Annotated in this window: 14 protein-coding genes and 2 pseudogenes; 11 read left to right on the top strand and 5 right to left on the bottom strand. The window is 66.1% G+C overall.

Annotation, left to right across the window (positions count from 1 at the left end; all coding sequences use genetic code 11):
• Window positions 1-42: 42 nt before the first annotated feature.
• Genes glgX through treY form a run of 4 tightly spaced genes read left to right on the top strand, consistent with a single transcriptional unit; the run spans window position 43 to window position 8,912 of the window.
• Window positions 43-2,238 carry a glycogen debranching protein GlgX gene (gene glgX, locus BP26_RS0118660; RefSeq protein ID WP_029922078.1) on the top strand — a complete coding sequence of 732 codons (2,196 nt, stop codon included), beginning with the start codon at window positions 43-45 and terminating at the stop codon, window positions 2,236-2,238.
• On the top strand, window positions 2,235-4,013 hold the full coding sequence (gene treZ, locus BP26_RS0118655) for a malto-oligosyltrehalose trehalohydrolase (RefSeq protein WP_029922077.1): 1,779 nt from the start codon (window positions 2,235-2,237) through the stop codon (window positions 4,011-4,013). The genes glgX and treZ overlap by 4 nt, the downstream gene beginning before the upstream one ends.
• A complete protein-coding gene (malQ, locus tag BP26_RS0118650) occupies window positions 4,010-6,109 on the top strand; it encodes a 4-alpha-glucanotransferase (protein WP_029922076.1) in 2,100 nt (699 codons plus the stop codon). Before treZ ends, malQ begins: the two co-directional genes overlap by 4 nt.
• A 1-nt stretch (window position 6,110) precedes the next feature.
• Window positions 6,111-8,912 carry a malto-oligosyltrehalose synthase gene (treY, locus tag BP26_RS0118645; RefSeq protein WP_084183228.1) on the top strand — a complete coding sequence of 934 codons (2,802 nt, stop codon included), beginning with the start codon at window positions 6,111-6,113 and terminating at the stop codon, window positions 8,910-8,912.
• A gap of 18 nt (window positions 8,913-8,930) precedes the next feature.
• Here treY and glgP read toward each other — a convergent pair whose 3' ends face one another.
• Window positions 8,931-11,528: an alpha-glucan family phosphorylase gene (gene glgP / locus BP26_RS0118640; RefSeq protein WP_029922074.1), complete on the bottom strand. Its 2,598-nt coding sequence runs from the start codon at window positions 11,526-11,528 to the stop codon at window positions 8,931-8,933.
• Window positions 11,529-11,763: 235 nt separating this feature from the next.
• Here glgP and BP26_RS29670 point away from each other — a divergent pair, with 235 nt between their 5' ends.
• Complete coding sequence (locus BP26_RS29670) at window positions 11,764-12,222, top strand: histidine kinase dimerization/phospho-acceptor domain-containing protein (protein WP_157572616.1); 459 nt, start codon at window positions 11,764-11,766, stop codon at window positions 12,220-12,222.
• A 91-nt stretch (window positions 12,223-12,313) separates the two neighbouring features.
• Here BP26_RS29670 and BP26_RS0118625 read toward each other — a convergent pair whose 3' ends face one another.
• Window positions 12,314-12,883 (bottom strand): hypothetical protein, encoded by a 570-nt coding sequence (locus BP26_RS0118625; RefSeq protein WP_157572615.1) that lies wholly within the window; start codon window positions 12,881-12,883, stop codon window positions 12,314-12,316.
• A gap of 233 nt (window positions 12,884-13,116) precedes the next feature.
• On the opposite strand from BP26_RS0118625, the gene BP26_RS0118620 reads away from it, so the two are divergent.
• Window positions 13,117-13,965, top strand: a complete 849-nt coding sequence (locus BP26_RS0118620; protein WP_036517373.1) for a YihY/virulence factor BrkB family protein — start codon at window positions 13,117-13,119, stop codon at window positions 13,963-13,965.
• 68 nt (window positions 13,966-14,033) lie between these two features.
• Here BP26_RS0118620 and BP26_RS0118615 read toward each other — a convergent pair whose 3' ends face one another.
• Complete coding sequence (locus tag BP26_RS0118615; RefSeq protein WP_029922070.1) at window positions 14,034-14,489, bottom strand: PA2169 family four-helix-bundle protein; 456 nt, start codon at window positions 14,487-14,489, stop codon at window positions 14,034-14,036.
• A gap of 362 nt (window positions 14,490-14,851) precedes the next feature.
• Between BP26_RS0118615 and BP26_RS29665 the strand changes: the two genes are divergently transcribed.
• Window positions 14,852-15,025: a DUF3309 domain-containing protein gene (locus BP26_RS29665; protein ID WP_157572614.1), complete on the top strand. Its 174-nt coding sequence runs from the start codon at window positions 14,852-14,854 to the stop codon at window positions 15,023-15,025.
• A gap of 108 nt (window positions 15,026-15,133) precedes the next feature.
• On the opposite strand, the gene BP26_RS0118605 is transcribed toward BP26_RS29665, so the two are convergent.
• Both BP26_RS0118605 and BP26_RS0118600 read right to left on the bottom strand, forming a co-directional pair.
• Complete coding sequence (locus BP26_RS0118605) at window positions 15,134-15,709, bottom strand: YbhB/YbcL family Raf kinase inhibitor-like protein (RefSeq protein WP_029922069.1); 576 nt, start codon at window positions 15,707-15,709, stop codon at window positions 15,134-15,136.
• A 122-nt stretch (window positions 15,710-15,831) separates the two neighbouring features.
• Window positions 15,832-16,050, bottom strand: coding sequence for a hypothetical protein (locus tag BP26_RS0118600; RefSeq protein WP_029922068.1), 219 nt, complete (start codon window positions 16,048-16,050; stop codon window positions 15,832-15,834).
• A 290-nt stretch (window positions 16,051-16,340) separates the two neighbouring features.
• On the opposite strand from BP26_RS0118600, the pseudogene BP26_RS31175 reads away from it, so the two are divergent.
• The 4 genes and pseudogenes from BP26_RS31175 to BP26_RS29660 form a co-directional block, all read left to right on the top strand.
• A pseudogene (locus tag BP26_RS31175) lies at window positions 16,341-16,577 on the top strand (DUF4142 domain-containing protein); the annotation flags it as partial.
• A gap of 27 nt (window positions 16,578-16,604) precedes the next feature.
• Window positions 16,605-16,754: pseudogene (locus tag BP26_RS31170) on the top strand (short-chain dehydrogenase); the annotation flags it as partial.
• Between the two features lie 45 nt (window positions 16,755-16,799).
• On the top strand, window positions 16,800-17,042 hold the full coding sequence (locus BP26_RS0118590; RefSeq protein ID WP_029922066.1) for a DUF6496 domain-containing protein: 243 nt from the start codon (window positions 16,800-16,802) through the stop codon (window positions 17,040-17,042).
• Window positions 17,043-17,123: 81 nt separating this feature from the next.
• Window positions 17,124-17,409: helix-turn-helix domain-containing protein (locus BP26_RS29660; RefSeq protein WP_029921470.1), on the top strand; the 286-nt coding region annotated here is incomplete at its 3' end.

Raw genomic sequence — 17,409 nt, 5'->3', positions numbered from 1 at the left:
CGCTGCGTGGCGCCGTGTTTTACCTCAAAGAAGGATCTTACGATGACAGATTCCACGGCCGACCGTCTGCAACCCTCGGCACCATATCCCCTGGGCGCGCACTGGGACGGACGCGGCACGCATTTCGCGGTGTTCTCCGAGCACGCCGAACGCATCGAGCTGTGCCTGTTCGAGGCTGGCGGCCGCCACGAGACGCGCCTGCCGATGCCGGACTGCACCGACGGCATATGGCATGGCTACCTGTCGGGTGCGCGGCCGGGCACGCTGTACGGGTACCGGGCATATGGTCCTTTCGATCCGGCCAACGGCCATCGCTTCAATCCCCACAAGCTGTTGCTGGACCCCTATGCGCGCCAGCTCTCCGGCGAGATCCGCTGGCATGACGCGCTCTACGGCTACCGGCTGGGCGCGCCCAGGGCGGACCTGGCCTTCGACCGCCGCAACAGCGCCGACTACATGCCCAAGGCGATGGTGGTGGATGACCACTTCGACTGGGGCAATGACCATGCGCCACGCGTACCCTGGTCCGACACGGTCATCTACGAGATGCACGTCAAGGGCTATTCGAAGCGCAACGAGGCTTTCGCGCCGCACGAACGCGGCACCTTCGGCGCGCTGGGGCACCCGCGCAGCATCGAGTACCTGAAGCGGCTCGGCGTGACGGCGGTGGAACTGCTGCCGATCCACGCCTTCGCCCGCGACCGCAACCTGCTGGAAAACGGCCTGACCAACTACTGGGGCTACAACACGCTCGGCTTCTTCGCACCCGACAACGCCTATCTTTCGGACGGCACCCTGGGCCAGCTCAAATGGGCGGTGCAGCAACTCCACGCCGCCGGCATCGAGGTGATTCTCGACGTGGTCTACAACCACACCTGCGAGGGCAGCGAGCTGGGGCCGACACTGTCGTTCCGCGGCCTCGACAATGTGAGCTACTACCGGCTGCTGCAGGAAGATCCGCGGCACTACCTCAACGATACCGGCACCGGCAATACCGTCAACACGGTGCATCCCCGGGTGATCCAGATGGTGATGGATTCGCTGCGCTACTGGGCCACCGAATTCCGTGTCGACGGCTTCCGCTTCGACCTCGGCGTATCGCTGGGACGCGAGCCGCATGGCTTCGACCCCGGCAGCGGCTTCTTCGACGCGCTGATGCAGGACCCGCTGCTCAGCACGCTGAAGCTGATCTCGGAGCCCTGGGACATCGGCCCCGGCGGCTACCAGATCGGCAACCATCCGCCGGGCTTCGCGGAGTGGAACGGCAAGTTCCGCGACGACGTGCGCAAGTACTGGAAGGGCGACGCCGGCATGCGCGGCGCTTTGGCGGCGCGGCTGCAGGCCTCGGCGGAGATGTTCGACCATCACCGGCGCAAGCCCTGGGCCAGCGTCAATTTCGTCACCGCCCACGACGGCTTCACCCTGCAGGACCTGGTCAGCTACGAGTCCAAGCACAACATGGCCAACGGCGAGGACGGCCGCGACGGCTCCGACCACAACGAGAGCCGCAACTGGGGCGTGGAAGGGCCGAGCGACGACGCGCAGATCACGGCACTGCGCGAACGGACCAAGCGCAACCTGCTGACCGCCTTGCTCCTGTCGCAGGGCACGCCCATGTTGCTGGCCGGCGATGAATTCGGCCAGACCCAGCAGGGCAACAACAATGTCTACTGCCAGGACAACGAGCTTGCCTGGCTGGACTGGTCGCTGCCCGGCACGCCCCGCGGGGCGGCGCTGCGCGACTTCACCGCGCGGCTGATCGAAATCCGACGCAGGCATCCGGTGTTCCAGGGGTTGAATTTCCAGCACGGCCGGGTCGAGGTCGCACCCGGATTGAACGACATCATCTGGTTTGACGAGCGCGGCACCGACCTGTCGCAGGAAGACTGGGACAATGCCAACGCGCGCCTGCTCGGCGTGCGGCGCGCGGTACGGCGCAAGGACGGCAAGCTCGAGATCGCCATCCTGCTGTTCAATTCTGACGATGCGCCGCATGAATTCAAGCTGCCTGAGCCGACGCTCGAATACCGCGTGCTGGTCGATACCGATGGCGCGCTGAAACAGGAGCCAGCGCCGGCGTATAAGCACTACAGCGTCGCGGCATTCAGCGCCGTGGCCCTGATCGCCGAAGTGGAAGCATCGGTTCTGGCCAGCCTGGCGAAAGAGCGCATACTGGAGGCCTCCAACGAACAGCCGGCGGAGGCTGCGCCGCAGGAAGCTGTGGAAAGCGAACCATGAATCCCGGCCACGCGGTGAAGCTGCCCTTCGGCGCCGAGTTGCTGGAAACCGGGCAAACACGCTTTTCCTTGTGGGCACCGGCCTTGCAGCAGGCATGGCTGGAGCTTGAAGGGTCCAAAGCGCTGCCGATGCAGCGCAATGAAGACGGCGTGTTCAGCGTGACCGCGGACTGCGGTGCGGGCAGCCGCTATCGCTACCGCGTCGGCGACGGACTCCGCGTGCCGGACCCGGCGTCGCGCGCCCAGTCCGGCGGCGTTCATGGCCACAGCGTGGTGGTCGATCCCCGCGACTATGCCTGGAAGCACGCGGACTGGAACGGCCGGCCCTGGCCGGGCAGCGTGATCTACGAATTGCACGTGGGCTGCTACGGCGGCAGCTTCGCCGAAGTGGCCAAGCGCCTGCCGCACCTGAAAGAACTTGGCGTGAGCGCGGTGGAGCTGATGCCGATCGCGGATTTCTCCGGCACGCGCAACTGGGGCTACGACGGCGTGCTGCCCTACGCGCCGAGCGCGGCCTACGGCACGCCCGCCGAACTCAAGGCGCTGATCGACACGGCGCATGGCCTGGGCCTGTGCGTTTATCTCGATGTGGTCTACAACCACTTCGGACCGGACGGCAATTTCCTGCACAGCTATGCGCCGCAGTTCTTCGACGAGCAGCGCGCCTCGCCCTGGGGCGCGGCGATCGATTTCAAGCGGCCGCAAGTGCGGGAGTTCTTCATCGCCAACGCGATTTACTGGCTGATGGAATACCGCTTCGACGGCCTGCGCCTGGATGCCGTGCATGCCATCGGCGACAGCGCTTTCCTGGATGAGCTGGCCAGGCGCGTGCGCGCCGCGGCCGAGCCGGGGCGGCATATCCATCTGGTGCTGGAGAACGAACACAACGATGCCGCGCGCCTGCAGGACGGCTACGACGCGCAGTGGAACGACGACGGCCACAACGTGCTGCATGTGCTGCTCACCGGCGAAACCGAGAGCTATTACCGCAACTACACCGAGGTGTCGGCGGCCAAGCTGGCCCGCTGCCTGGCCGAGGGCTTCGTCTACCAGGGCGAACCTTCTCCCAGCCACGGGGGCAGGCCGCGCGGCACGCCCAGCGCCCATCTCGCGCCGGAGCGGTTCGTGCTGTTCCTGCAGAATCACGATCAGATCGGCAACCGCGCCCTGGGCGAGCGCCTGGGCCTGCTGGCCAGGCCGCGGGCCCTGCGCGCCGCCATCGCCCTGCAGCTGCTGTCGCCGCAGACGCCGCTGCTGTTCATGGGCGAGGAATGGGGCGCCGACGAGCCCTTCCTGTTCTTCACCGATTTCCACGAGGAACTGGCCGACGCCGTCCGCGAAGGCCGACGCAAGGAATTCGCGGCGTTTCCGGCCTTCGCCGAACCGCAGCAGCGGGAAGCGATTCCCGATCCCAATGCGGAGTCGACCTTCCGCCGATCCTGCCTGCCCGCCGCGGCGAAGCCGGGCGCGCAAACCGAACAGCTCGGTTACTACCGCCGCCTGCTGAAGCTCCGCAACGAGGTGATCGGGCCGGCGCTGGCCGGCGCGCGCGGCATCGGTGCGGCGGCGGTGGGCCCCGCCGCCGTCGCGGCGAGCTGGCAACTCGGAGACGGAGCCCTGCTATGGCTGGGCATCAACCTCGGCGAGGAAGCGGCCATGACCGACGCTCCCCGGGGAATGCTGCTGTTCGAAAGCATGCATGGATGCGGTGCCGCCGCGGCACAGGGCATCCTGCAAGCCGATTCCTGCAGCGCCTGGCTGGAGACCCGGACATGAGTGATCCGGCGCTTGAAGAGCTGGCGCGCACTGCCGGCCTCGCCACGCAGTGGCGCGACTACCAGGGGCAGGAGCAACAGGTCGCACCGGATACCCTGCGGCGCATGCTCGCCGCACTGGAACTGCCGGCGAACGATGCGGCGCAGATCGCGGCCAGCCGCCGCAAGCTGGAACAGGAAAACAGCGGCAACGCGACGCCGCAACTGCTCATCGTGGACGCCGGCTCGCGGCAGCAGCTGCCGCTGGCCGACAGCGGCAAGCACGGCCCCGCCGCCCGCCTGGCCTCGGAAGACGGCACCGCGGTCGATCTGCGGCTGGAGGTGGATGGCCACGGCCACGCCTTCCTGCCGGCCATCGCCGCGCCCGGTTACTACACGCTGGAACTGGGCGCGCAAAAGCTGTCCCTGGCGGTGACGCCTGCACGCTGCTACGGCACCGGCGAGGTCGCCGGCACGGAACGCCTGTGGGGGCTGTCGGCACAACTCTATTCACTGCGACGCGCCGGCGACGGCGGCATCGGCAACTTCAGCGCCCTCGCCACCCTGGGTCGCGAGGCCGCGGCACGCGGCGCCGATGCCCTGGCAATCAGCCCGGTGCATGCGCTGTTCAGCGCCGACGTCGGCCATTTCAGCCCGTACTCGCCGTCGAGCCGGCTGTTCCTCAACGGACTGTACGCGGATCCGGCCAGGATGTTCGGCGCGGCCGCGGTGCGGGAGGTGGTGGAACGGCTCGGCCTGGGCGCGGAACAAACCCGCCTCGAACAGGAGCCCCTGGTCGACTGGCCTGCGGCCGCGCGCTGCAAGCAGGCCATCCTGCGCGCCATCTACGACAGCTCGACGGCCTGGCTCAACGATGCCGGGGATGCGCTGGGCCTCGATTATCAAGGCTTCGTCCAGGCCGGCGGCACCGCGCTGCGCGAACACGCCACCTTCGAGGCACTGCATGCGGCCGCCCTGCAACGCGATCCAGGGCAATGGCACTGGCGCAAATGGCCGGCCGCCTTGCGCGACCCGGGCAGCGCCGAGGTGGCGCGCTTCGCCCGCGATCAGGCGCTCGAGGTGGGCTATCACCTGTTCCTGCAATGGCTGGCGGACCGCGGCCTGGCGGACGCGCAGGCGCAGGCCCTCGGCGCGGGCATGCGCATCGGCCTGATCGCCGACCTCGCCATCGGCACCGACAGCGGCGGCAGCCACGTATGGAGCCGGCAGCAGGACGTGCTCAACGGCCTCAGCGTGGGCGCGCCGCCCGATCTGCTCAATACCCGCGGCCAGAACTGGGGACTCACCGCCTTCTCGCCGCCCGGCCTGAAGCGGCACGGCTATGCACCTTTCATCGAAACGCTGCGCGCCGGCCTGCGCCGTGCCGGCGGCCTGCGCATCGATCATGTGCTCGGACTGAGCCGGCTGTGGCTGGTGCCGGAAGGCGCCGAGGCCACCGCGGGCGTCTATCTGTCGTATCCCCTGCATGACCTCCTGCGGCTGGTGGCGCTGGAGTCCTGGCGCCACCGCGCGGTGATCGTCGGCGAGGACCTCGGCACCATTCCCGAAGGCTTCCGCGAACACCTGGTGCGCAGCGGCGTGCTCGGCATCCAGGTGCTGTGGTTCGAGCGCGACCATGGCTACTTCATCGAACCGGCGCGTTGGTCGCCGAACGCACTCGCCACCACCACCACCCATGATCTGCCGACGGTCGCGGGCTGGTGGAGCGAACACGATATCGACGGGCTGGCCGCGCGCAATCAGCTGCCTCCCGGCTCGAGCGAATCCGGCGAACGCGGGCAGCGTGCGCGCGACCGCCGCGCGCTGTGGAACGCTTTCGGCCATGCCGGTGTGACCGGCGAGGCGATGCCATCGCACGATCAGCCGCAGCCGGCGATCGACGCCGCGCTGGCCTTCATCGGCCGCACCCCCGCGCCGCTGGCACTGGCGCCGCTGGAGGACCTGATCGGCTCGGTCGAACAACCCAATGTGCCGGGCACGGTGAACGAGCATCCGAACTGGCGTCGGCGCCTGCCCGGCGATACCGAAACCCTGCTGCGGCCGGACGAAGTGGAACGCCGCATCGCCATCCTGCACGCCGCGCGGCGGCAAGGCTGACATGCGCGCTTCGCTGATCCCGCCGCGCGCCACCGCGCGGCTGCAATTCCATCGGGGCTTTCCCTTCGATGCCGCGCGCGAGCAGGTGGCCTACTTCGCCCGGCTCGGCGTCAGCCACCTGTATGCCTCGCCGATCCTCACTGCCCGCAGCGGCTCGGCGCATGGCTACGACGCGGTGGATTACGGCAGCGTCAATCCCGAACTGGGCGGAGAAGATGGCCTGCGCCGCCTGGTGGCGGAACTGCGCCGCCACGAGATGGGCCTGATCGTCGACATCGTGCCCAACCACATGGCGGTGGGCAACCACGACAACGCCTGGTGGATGGACGTGCTGCAATGGGGTCGCGACAGCCGCTACGCCAACTTCTTCGATATCGACTGGGACGTGCCCGATCCGGCGCTGCACGGCCGCGTGCTCGCGCCTTTCCTCGGCAAGCCTTATGGCGAAGCGCTGAAGGACGGCGAAATCACCCTGTGCCTGGATGCGGCGAGCGCGCGGCTGTATGCGGCCTACTACGATCATCATTTCCCGATCGCGCCGGAATATTACGCCGCGTTGCTGCACAGCGGCGGCGAGACGCTGGCGCCGTTCGTGCGAATGTTCCGCGAAGGCCTGCGCGGCGGACACGGCAACCGGGAGCAGGGTTTCGAGACGGCGCGCCGCGCCCTGGCGGAAGGGGCGCGGGAACCCGCCATCGCACAGGCGCTGCGGGACCTCATCGCGCGTCATTCGCCGCAATCTGCCGAAGGACGCGCACTGCTGCATCGGCTGCTGGAGCGCCAGCACTACCGCCTGGCCTGGTGGCGCAGCGCCACCGACGAGATCAACTGGCGGCGCTTCTTCGACGTCATCGACCTCGCCGGCCTGCGCGTGCAGGAAACAGCGGTGTTCGAAGCGGTGCACGGCACCGTATTCAGGCTTTACCAGGAAGGATTGATCGACGGCTTCCGCGTCGATCATGTCGACGGGCTGGCCGATCCACGCGGCTATTGCCAGAAACTGCGGCGGCGCCTGAAGAAGCTGGCGGCGGAACGGCCGGCGGATGCTCCCGGCGGCGCGCCCTACCTGATCGTCGAGAAGATACTCGCGCCGGGAGAACTGCTGGCCACGGACTGGCATACCGACGGCACCTCCGGCTATGTCTTCATGAACCAGGTCGGCGCCCTGCTGCACGATCCGCAGGGTGAAGCGCCGTTGCGCGCGCTGTGGAGCGAATACACCGGCAGCGGCTCGAATTTCGCCGACGAGGAACGCCGCGCGCGGCGCCGCATTCCGCAGGAACTGCTCGCCGCCGATTTCAATGCCTGCGCCCATGCCCTGCACAGCATCGCCCGCACCGATCCGGCGACGCGCGACTGGACCCTGGGCGCGGTAAAGCGGGTCCTGGCCGAATTGCTGGTGCACTTCCCGGTGTATCGCACCTACGCCGATGCGCGCGGGCGCAGCGAGACCGACGCCGGGATCATGCGGCAGGTCATCGCCGCAGCGAAGCGAACCTGCCGCCCCGGCGAAGCCCCGTTGCTCGACCTCGTCGACGGCTGGCTGGGCGGCGTGGCGCCGCGCACGGTGACGCGTCTGCCCGAGCAGCGCGCGCGGCTGCGCGCCATCGCGCGCTTCCAGCAGCTCACCTCGCCGGTCGCCGCCAAGTCGGTTGAAGACACTGCGTTCTACCGACATGGAACGCTGCTGTCGCGCAACGAGGTGGGCGCGGATCCAGGCCAGTTCGGCATGAGCGTCGAGCAGTTCCACGCCGCCTGCATCGAACGCACGGAGCGCTACCCGGCGGCGATGCTGGCCACCGCCACCCACGACCACAAGCGCGGTGAAGACCTGCGGGCGCGGCTGGCCGTGCTGAGCGAGCGCCCCGATCACTGGGCGCAAGCGGTCGCGCGCTGGAGCGCGGCGAACCGGGAACTGAAGCCGGACATCGGCGGCGTCAAAGGTCCGGATGCCACCGACGAATACATGCTCTACCAGATGCTGGTGGGCGCATGGCCCTTCATCGTGGACCTCGACGACCGCGCAGCGCTCGCCGCGCTGGACGAACGGCTGGCCGGCTGGCAGCAGAAGGCCGTCCGCGAGGCCAAGCGGCGTTCGGGCTGGGTGGAACCCAATCTTGCCTATGAGGAAGCCTGCCGGACCTTTCTGCGCAGGCTGCTCGATCCCTCGGTCGCGCCCGCTTTCCTGCGGGATCTGTCGGCATTCGTGGCGAGCATCGCCGCCGCCGGCGCGCTCAATGGCCTGAGCCAGACCCTGCTGCGCCTGACCACGCCCGGCGTGCCCGACCTGTACCAGGGCTGCGACTGGTGGGACCTCAGCCTGGTCGACCCCGACAACCGCCGGCCGGTGGATTTCGCCGCGCGTGCCGCCGCCCTTGCCGCCGCGCCGGCCGACGACGAATTGCTTCGACAGTGGCGGGACGGACGCATCAAGCAAGTCCTGATCGCCCGCCTGCTGGCCTATCGCGCACGCCAGCCCAGGCTGTTCGCCGAGGGGCGCTACCTGCCACTGGAAGTCGCGGGCGCCAAGGCGCAACACCTGCTCGCCTTTGTCCGCACGCTGGACGAAGGCCCCGCGCTGCTGGTGCTGGCACCGCGGCTGCCGACCGACCTGCTGGCTTCGGCGGACAGCCTGGCGATCACGGCGGAAGGCTGGGACGACACACGCGTGCTGCTTCCCGGCGATCTGCAGGCGGTGGTCTTCACCGACCTGCTGGGTCGCCAGCGGGTCCACGGCCGCAACATCCACCTCCGGCAACTGGCGGAGGCCTGGCCTCTGGCCGCCCTGACCCTCAACGATTGAGGGCTGCGTAGCCTCTGATCAATCAGAGCCCCCCTGCAGCCAGGTGCAGAGACCCAGCTCCAGCGGATGCGACATCGCCGCATGCACCGGCCGGATGCGGATGCGGTAGTGCTGCAAGCCTGACAGGGGCGTGAGTTGCAGCTGGTACGGCACGGCTTCACCGGCGCCGCCTTCGCGCGGGGCCGGGGCGAACGGCAGGGTCTGCTCGACGCGGAAAGCTTCTCCTTCCCCACGACCGAGCACGCATTCGACCACCACATCCTGGGTGCCCAGACCATTGAGCCGCGCCGCCACCTCCAGCACCAGGCGATCCCCATGCGACAGCTTGGGTGCCGGTTCCTGCGCCAGCTCCAACCCCACACCTTTCCAGCGGCTGCGCACCACCTTCTTCCACGCCGCCAGCTCTCGCGCCGCCGCGCCGCCGGCTTCGCCCAGCTTGCGTGTCTGCCGCACCGCCGGCGCGTAGGACTGGCGCAGGTAGTCCATCACCATGCGCGCCGAGTTGTAGCGCGGGATCAGGGACTTCATCGAGTTCTTGCTGATCTGCACCCATTCCGGCGCATAGCCCTTGCCATCGGCGCCGTAATACAGCGGCACCACCTGGTGCTCGACGATGTCGAGCAACTGCCGCGCCTCCTCCTCGTCGCGATGGAGCGCAGCGGCTTCGGCGGGCAGGTCACTCCAGTAGGCGGGATCCACCGGCTTGACGGCAAAGCCGTTGCTGCCGTCGTAGCCCTCGTCCCACCAGCCGTCCAGCACGGAGACGTTGACCACGCCGTTGATGCCGGCCTTCTCGCCGCTGGTACCGCTGGCTTCCAGCGGGTATTCGGGATTGTTGAGCCAGACGTCGCAGCCCTGCACCAGGTTGCGCGCCAGCAGCATGTCGTAGCCTTCCAGCACGATCAGGCGGCCGATGAATTCCGGCTTCATGCTGGTCTGGTAGAGGCGCTGGATGATGGCCTGGCCGGGCTCGTCCCGCGGATGCGCCTTGCCGGCGAAGATGATGATGGCCGGCCGCTCGGGATCGTTGAGGATGCGCGCCAGGCGGGCTTCGTCGGTGAGGATCAAGGTGGCGCGCTTGTAGGTGGCGAAGCGCCGGGCGAAGCCGATGATCAGCGTCCTGGAATCATTGTTCGAGACCTGCGCCGCGGCACGGGCGATGACGGCGGCGGGCACGCCATTGCGCCGCAACTGGCGCTGCATCCGCTCCTCCACGTCGAGCAGCAGATCGCGTTTGAGCTGCTGCCGGATCGAGACGAAGCGCTCGTAGGCGATGGAATCGATGCGCGACCAGTAATCGACATCCAGCAACTCGTTGCGCCAGCCGCGGAAGCTGTCGTGAAACAGCTGGCTCCAGGCACGGGCCAGGAAGGTGTGCAGGTGCACACCGTTGGTGACGTAGCCGATGGGGTTTTCTTCCGGCGCGAGGTCCGGCCACAGCTCCCGCTCCATGCGGCTCGCGACGCCACCGTGGATACGCGAAACACCGTTGTGGAAGCGGCTGGCATGCAGCGCCAGGGTGGTCATGTTGAACTGCTCGCCTGCGTCGCCCGCGCCGGAGCCCAGGGCCAGCACCTTGCTCTCCTCGCAACCGAGGGCAGGCAGCAGCTTCTGCAGGAACCAGCGCATCTGGCTGTGGCTGAAGCGGTCATGGCCTGCCGGTACCGGCGTGTGCGTGGTGAAGATGTTGCCGCCGGCGACCAGCTCCAGCGCCGTGTCGAAATCGATGCCCGCCGCCACCTGTTCGCGGATGCGCTCCAGTGCCATGAACGCGGCGTGCCCTTCGTTCATGTGGAAGGCATTCGGCGCATGGCCGAGAACGCGCAAGGCGCGCACGCCGCCGATGCCGAGCACCATCTCCTGCTGGATGCGCGTATCGGAATCGCCGCCGTAGAGCTGGCGGGTGATGCCGCGATCCGCCTCGGCGTTTTCCGGCACATCGCTGTCCAGCAGGTAGAGCCGGACGTGGCCGATCCACGCGCGCCAGATCCTGAGCTGCACCGTGCGCTCCGCCACTTCGACGGCGACGCGCAGTTCCGCGTTGTGGGCGTCGCGGCACAGCTGGATCGGCAGGTCGTCGAAGTCGGAAACATGGGCGCGCACCTGCTGCCGTCCGGCGCCATCGATGGTTTGCTCGAAGTAGCCCTGCCGGTACAGCAGCCCCACCGCCACGAACGGCATGCCGACGTCGCTGGCGGCTTTGCAATGGTCGCCGGCCAGGATGCCGAGGCCGCCGGAATAGATCGGCAGCGACTCGTGCAAGCCGAATTCCGCGCAGAAATAGGCGATGAGGTCCGAACCGCGATCGAGCAGGCCGTCGATTTCCGGCCGCGGCCCCAGGGTCATGTAGGAGTCGAACGAGGACAGGGCCCGGTTGTAGTCCTCCATGAAGTCGCGGCCTTCGGCGACGCTGTCGAGCCGCGCCTGCGGCACCCGGCGCAGGAACAGCTTGGGATTGTTGCCGCATTCGAGCCACAGCTTCCGGTCGAGGCGCCAGAACAGGCCGCGGACCTCCCGGTCCCAGGAGTAGACCAGGTTGTTCGCCAGTTCTTCGAGCCGGCGCAGCTTGTCCGGGATACGTGGACGCAGCTCCAGGCTGAATGTGCGTTGGTTCATGCCAATTCCGTTCGCGATTAATTCCGTTCGCGATTGATGCAGGGATTTAAATTTGACAACCAAAGCGCCGCAAGGAAAGCACCGCAAGGTTGTCCTACCGGGGACAGTGTACCGCCGTTCGAATTTTTCCGGTCCCGCAGCGCCTGATTTGGGATAAGATTTTTTCAGCACCCCAATGTGCACCGAGCGCGCGCCAGGCACAGGAAGATTCGTGCACCGGCAGGGAGCGCATGGCGTGGAACCCGAGGCCGAAATCCAGCGGCTGCGGCAGGCCCTTGAGGAGCGGGACGACTTCCTTGCCATTGTCGCCCATGAGTTGCGCAACCCCCTGCATACCCTGAGCCTGCAGCTGGCAGCCGCCTGCAAGCAGGCAGAGTCGGCACGCAGCAGCGGTGATGGAGCGGATCAAGGCGGCCCAGGCGACCCTGCTGCGCTATCTTCGCCGACGCGGTGTCACTATCCCGATGACACTGGAAACCCGAGACATCGTCGGCACCGTGGCACCTATCCCTTACGGGGTCTCGGCGCTGGTCGACAATCTGGTGTTGAGGCGACCCGACATATCAAGGTCTTCATGAACAGCAGCCTGACCGAATCCAGCATCCGCAACTACTTTGCCGGTTATGATGCCTTCATCAGGAAGCCCTACAGTTCCGACGAGTTTCTGACGACGGTCCACCAGCTGTTGGACTAGGCGCTCAGCGCAAGCCCGGCTTCGCACTTCCCGCCAACTCCACCTTGCGGGCCGCGCACCAGGCGCACGCCCCGCAAGGTGAATGCCTGGATCAGTTGCTGCTGGTCTTCGGCGCCGGCGAGGTGTAGCTCAGGATGGTGTCGATCGAGCCCCCCTTGCCCTGGTTGTTGACCGAGCGGGTGAACGAACCGCCCAGCGGCAGCGTCACGGTTTTCGGGTCGAGGGTGGTTTCCTTGCCGTAGCCCTTGCCCTTGTACTCGTAGTTGGCGCTCACCTGGCCCTTTTGCGGCACGGTGTAGTCGCTGGCGATGCTGGTCACCTGCTTGGTCGAGTTCGGATTGATATCGAGCTGGCTGGAGACCTTGGCCTGGCCGCCGGCATCACCCTTGCCGTCATTCTGCGTGTAAGTGGTGAGCTTGCCGATGGCCGGCAGGTTGATCGTCTTGGTGGTGCCATCGGCCTGCTTGCCGAAGCTCGGCACGGTCAGCGAACTCTCCAGGGACAGCGGCGGCAGCGGGAGCTGCGGCACGCTGCCGGCGGTTGCCGCACGATTGGCACTCGCCGCCTTGAGGCCGGCAAGCAGGGGGTGCGCCGTGGTTCCCGCCGCCATGGCGGGAGCGGAACAAAGACCAATAGCGGTAGCAAGCAGTAGCTTTTTCATGGGTTCTCGTCCTTGAGCTGAATTGAAATGGCGCGCCGCATCGAGTGTGGGCGGCCTTGTCCTGATATAAGTCAGACTCCCCGCCGTCTTGCGAAGTTCAAACACCACGCCCGGCGGCGGCCTCTGCATTCAGGCCTTGCGGAGCTTCCAAAGCCAGCTGCGGGACCCTTTGGGCGGCGCCAGGGTCCAAGGCGGGACGATCCATTGACCGCAACCACCGACCGCAATCGCCGATGGCCAAAACAACTTCGGGCTTCATCCGGATCCTGCGCCTGTCGATCAACGGCTGGATCGACGACCGGGCATCCAGCATGGGCGCCGCGCTGGCCTACTACACGGTGTTCTCGATGGCGCCGCTGCTGTTGATCGTCATCGCGATCGGCGGCTTCGTCTTCGGCGAGGACGCCGCGCGAGGAGCCGTGCTGAACGAAATCGGAGGCCTGATCGGGCACAACGGGGCGGAAGCGGTCCAGGCCATACTGGCCGGCTCACGCGATCAGAGCGGTAGCCTGGTATCGATGATGCTCGGCACCGGCATCCTGATCGTCGGCGCCACCACGGTCTTCAACGAACTGAAGAGCGACCTGGACCGCATCTGGAAAGTGCCGCTGGCGCCAGGCGGCGTCTGGACCCTGGTGCGCACGCGCCTGCTGTCCTTCGGCCTGGTCATCGGCCTGGGTTTCCTGCTGCTGGTATCGCTGGTGGTCAGCGCCGGCATCTCCGCTTTCGGACATCTGGTCGGAGAGTCCTTCCCGGGAGAGGAGACCTTGCTGCAAAGCCTCAACTACGTGGTATCCCTGGGGGTCATCACCCTGGTTTTTGCCATGCTCTACAAATTGCTGCCCAGCCCCGCGGTGCAATGGGCCGATGTGTGGGTCGGCGCCGCGATGACCTCAGCGTTGTTCAGCTTCGGCAAGTTCCTCATCGGCCTGTACATCGGCAAGGCCGCCTTCAGTTCTTCCTTCGGCGCGGCCGGTGCCTTTGCCGTGCTGCTGGTGTGGACGTACTACGCGGCGCAGATCTTCCTGTTCGGGGCGGAGTTCACCTATTACCGCGCCAAGCTGGCCCGCGAAAGGAGTTGAGGCCTCCACGTCCAACCTGAAAGCCGCCAGGCGGAGAGTCCGCCCGGCGGCAAAAGCCCCGCGACAAATCAGACGCCGGCCTTGTACTGATTGCGCAGATCGCGGATGCGATCGTGATTGCGCAAGGCGCCATCGTGCTGTTTCTGCACCAGCGCCTTGACCTGCGGCGGCAGGTCGGCCTTGATCGCCTTGATATAAACCGCCTTGGCGTGATCCTGTCCACGCTCCACTTCTTCCAGGACGGCGATATTGCTGTCCTCGACGGTGGACTTGACCTTGACCCAGCCGCGATGGGCCGCGCCGGCGATGCTGCCGCCATCTTCGGGCTTGCCGCCAAGGGCCGTCACCTGGGCTTGCAGTTCCGCCGCGGCGGACTTGCAGTCGCGGGCGCATTCACGGAACAGCAGCTGCAGCTTCGGGTCCTTGGCGATGCCGGCCGCTTCGGTGAAGCCCTTCTCCCCGTCTTCCGAGGTGGTGATCAGGTCATTGAGGACCTTCACGGCATCCTTGTTCTGGTTTTGCATAACAGTATCTCCAATGTGATGAATGCAACACAGCGGCTTCCTGCCGCTTCAATTAGGAGGCATGCCGCGAGGCACAAGTTCAAACGGGAATCCCGCGCGGCCATACGGGCGCTTTTGCGGGGGGCGCGTCACAAAAGAAGGCCGCGGCGCGTGGGATTTATGCGCCGCGACCTGATCGAACGCTTCGACGCCGCCCAAACTACAGACAGCTCCACGACCGATGCAGGGATGCGTGATCGCCTGCATTGATTTGAACCCCATGGCGCGCAGGAGTTCAAGCGGGTGTTTGCCTTTGAACCAAGCGCGGCATCCACAACTCCAAGCTGCAGGCGCCAATTCATGGCTCCATGAGGAGAAGGCAAATGGATTTGCTGATTGTGCTGATTCTGGTTCTGCTGTTGTTCGGTGGCGGTGGCGGAATCTATTGGGGCATGGGAGGAGGATGGGGCATCGGCCCGATCGGTCTGATCCTCCTGGTGATCGTCGCCGCCTACCTGCTCAACGGGTATCGGGGACGCCGCGGCCCCCGCCTATAGGTTTCACTTGCCGAGTAGAGCAGCCACCGGCTACTCTACTCCTGGAATCCGGGATACAGCGGAATCCGCGCGGGCTCGCCCTGCGACCGACGTCTTCAGCCAGTCGCGCTAATCGCGTTCGTAGATTCCCGTCAGGCACCCCTTCGCCATGACGTGGCCATGGATGGCTTCGAGCAACTCCGTTCGGCCCGGCGCGTGCCCGAAGTGGATCCGTTCGTTCAACGCATAGACCTGGAACACGTAGCGGTGAGGGCCGTGCCCGGGCGGCGGGTCCGGCGGCATCCATGCCGCCTTGAGGGCGGAGTTCTTTCCCAGGAACAGGCTGTCGTCGATGGCACCATGGGCATCGAGCGCCGCTTCGGGCATTTCGGTATCACGGCCGGAGAACCCCGACACGATGGCGTGCACCAGCGGATGGGGTGTGGGACTGTCGGCATCCTCCACCAGGAGCACCGCGGCTTCAGCACCCGCCGGTACGCCCCACCACTGCAGGGGCGGCGAAATGCCCGCGCCATCGGCGGTGAATCGCTCGGGCAACCGGCCGCCATCGGCGAAAGCAGGACTCGACACGCGCACCAGTTCCGGTACGGGAGACAGTCCCGGACTGTAGAACGCGAGTTGCTCTATGCCGGGCCGCGCCTCACGCAGGGCGCGCCCTAGAAACGTGGGGAATTTCTCCAGCATGGCAGCTACCTCCGTTCAATCGGATTCATGGCGAAGCAGGACGCGGATCGACGCACACCGGCTCACCTATAAGTAGGGCAATGCCGTACCCAGCAAGTTCACTCGCGTTCCGGCAAGCGCTCCTATCCGATGCCACCCCGCGCTTCACCGCCGCCCAGCACACTCAGCTTGGCCACGATTTCACGGATATCGGCGGAAGCATCCATCACGCCATGCCAGTCTTCCTTGCGCACGCACATGAGCAGGTACTCCTTCATCAGCTGCAGGTCCTGCTTCAGTTGAGCAACGCGCATTTCAATGGTTTCCCTGATCGGGCGGACTGTTTTCGGTTCGGCTTCCATATCGCTGCATCTCCTTGGATCAAATGACCTCGCGGTTCTTGTGCCAAGGTGCAGGCAATCGAATCCACTTTATTTGTTTTTTATTAATCAGACGCTTATGAATCACGCCAACACGATGGAACAAGCTGCGGCGGGAAATCGCAGGGCCTGCCGTGTAAATCCTGCTGGCAATCATGTAATCCCGGCCGAGGCAGTCAACACCAACTACCGGCGCTTGAGGGCATTGAACTGCTGTTGTACATGCGGGGTCTGTTTTATACGTAGCAAACGATCACCATAGGAGCTTCACTATGAAAGGATTCATCTGCGGCGCGCTGCTTTGCAGCTTGGCCGGCATCCCCTTTTACGCAACAGTCCAATCCACACCGACACATGCTACCGGCACCGGAGCCGACAGCCCCAGCGCGACGCAGGCCACGCTGGCCACTTCAGATCAGAAGTTCTTCAAAAAGGCCACCATCGGAGGCATGAGTGAAGTCGCCGCCGGCCAGCTGGCTTCCCAGCAAGGTACCGACCCCGGCGTGAAGGCCTTCGACCAGCCGATCGACAGGATTTCCAGCTTCGGCCATGGCACCGACATGAAACGCCCGGCCCAGCCGGAGGAAATATCACCGGCCTACGTCTTCCTGGCCGCGCCGGTCTGCTCGAGTTACCTCACCGGCGTGATCCTGCCGATCATGGGCGGTGTGACCGGGAGCGCATAAGCGCATATCCCACCGCGAAAGGCCCCGATCAGGAGGAGATGACCGATGCCCGCATATGGCAAGACTGCAGCGAACAAGGTTAAAAAGGCCATGCACGAACGCAAGAAAGGCGCGCTGAAAAGCGGGCGTTCGGGCAAGAAGGTGACGAGCCGCAAACAGGCGATTGCGATCGGCCTGTCGGAAGCGCGCAAGCAGGGGGCGAAAGTCCCCGAGAAAGCCGCCGCCAAGAAGTCGGTCCGCAAATCAGCAGCAAGGAAATCGACCCGGAAACGAGCGGCCCGCAAGTAGGCCTAGTGTCCTGAGTTAGAAGTTCGCTGAATTAATTGTAATTTCCGATGTCCTATCCTTGCATTCGAATGCGGGGACATCATGGGACGAGGAAGGCCAAAGCCGGAGCTGAAGCTCACGGCGGCGGAAGGTGACCAACTGGCGGAATGGACGCGGCGACACAAGACGTCGCAGGCGCTGGCGTTGCGTGCGCGCATCGTGCTGGCCTGTGCGCAAGGCCAATCCAATCTGGACGTGGCCAGCCGACTGCATATTTCTAAGGCAACCGTGAGCAAATGGCGCGTGCGTTTCGTTGCGCATCGCCTGGATGGTTTGCTCGACGAGCCGCGCGCGGGCGCGCCACGGCAGATTGGCGACGACCAGGTCG

Source organism: Nevskia soli DSM 19509 (genome assembly GCF_000711955.1).
Taxonomy (GTDB): Bacteria; Pseudomonadota; Gammaproteobacteria; order Nevskiales; family Nevskiaceae; genus Nevskia; species Nevskia soli.
Note: the sequence above shows the minus strand (reverse complement) of the source record. Positions and strands in the feature narration are given on the sequence as shown.

Coding starts and splice junctions, on each gene's coding strand:
- glgX (WP_029922078.1), top strand. CDS start 43: ATGACAGATTCCACGGCCGACCGTCTGCAACCCTCGGCACCATATCCC.
- treZ (WP_029922077.1), top strand. CDS start 2,235: ATGAATCCCGGCCACGCGGTGAAGCTGCCCTTCGGCGCCGAGTTGCTG.
- malQ (WP_029922076.1), top strand. CDS start 4,010: ATGAGTGATCCGGCGCTTGAAGAGCTGGCGCGCACTGCCGGCCTCGCC.
- treY (WP_084183228.1), top strand. CDS start 6,111: ATGCGCGCTTCGCTGATCCCGCCGCGCGCCACCGCGCGGCTGCAATTC.
- glgP (WP_029922074.1), bottom strand. CDS start 11,528: ATGAACCAACGCACATTCAGCCTGGAGCTGCGTCCACGTATCCCGGAC.
- BP26_RS0118625 (WP_157572615.1), bottom strand. CDS start 12,883: ATGAAAAAGCTACTGCTTGCTACCGCTATTGGTCTTTGTTCCGCTCCC.
- BP26_RS0118620 (WP_036517373.1), top strand. CDS start 13,117: ATGGCCAAAACAACTTCGGGCTTCATCCGGATCCTGCGCCTGTCGATC.
- BP26_RS0118615 (WP_029922070.1), bottom strand. CDS start 14,489: ATGCAAAACCAGAACAAGGATGCCGTGAAGGTCCTCAATGACCTGATC.
- BP26_RS29665 (WP_157572614.1), top strand. CDS start 14,852: ATGGATTTGCTGATTGTGCTGATTCTGGTTCTGCTGTTGTTCGGTGGC.
- BP26_RS0118605 (WP_029922069.1), bottom strand. CDS start 15,709: ATGCTGGAGAAATTCCCCACGTTTCTAGGGCGCGCCCTGCGTGAGGCG.
- BP26_RS0118600 (WP_029922068.1), bottom strand. CDS start 16,050: ATGGAAGCCGAACCGAAAACAGTCCGCCCGATCAGGGAAACCATTGAA.
- BP26_RS0118590 (WP_029922066.1), top strand. CDS start 16,800: ATGCCCGCATATGGCAAGACTGCAGCGAACAAGGTTAAAAAGGCCATG.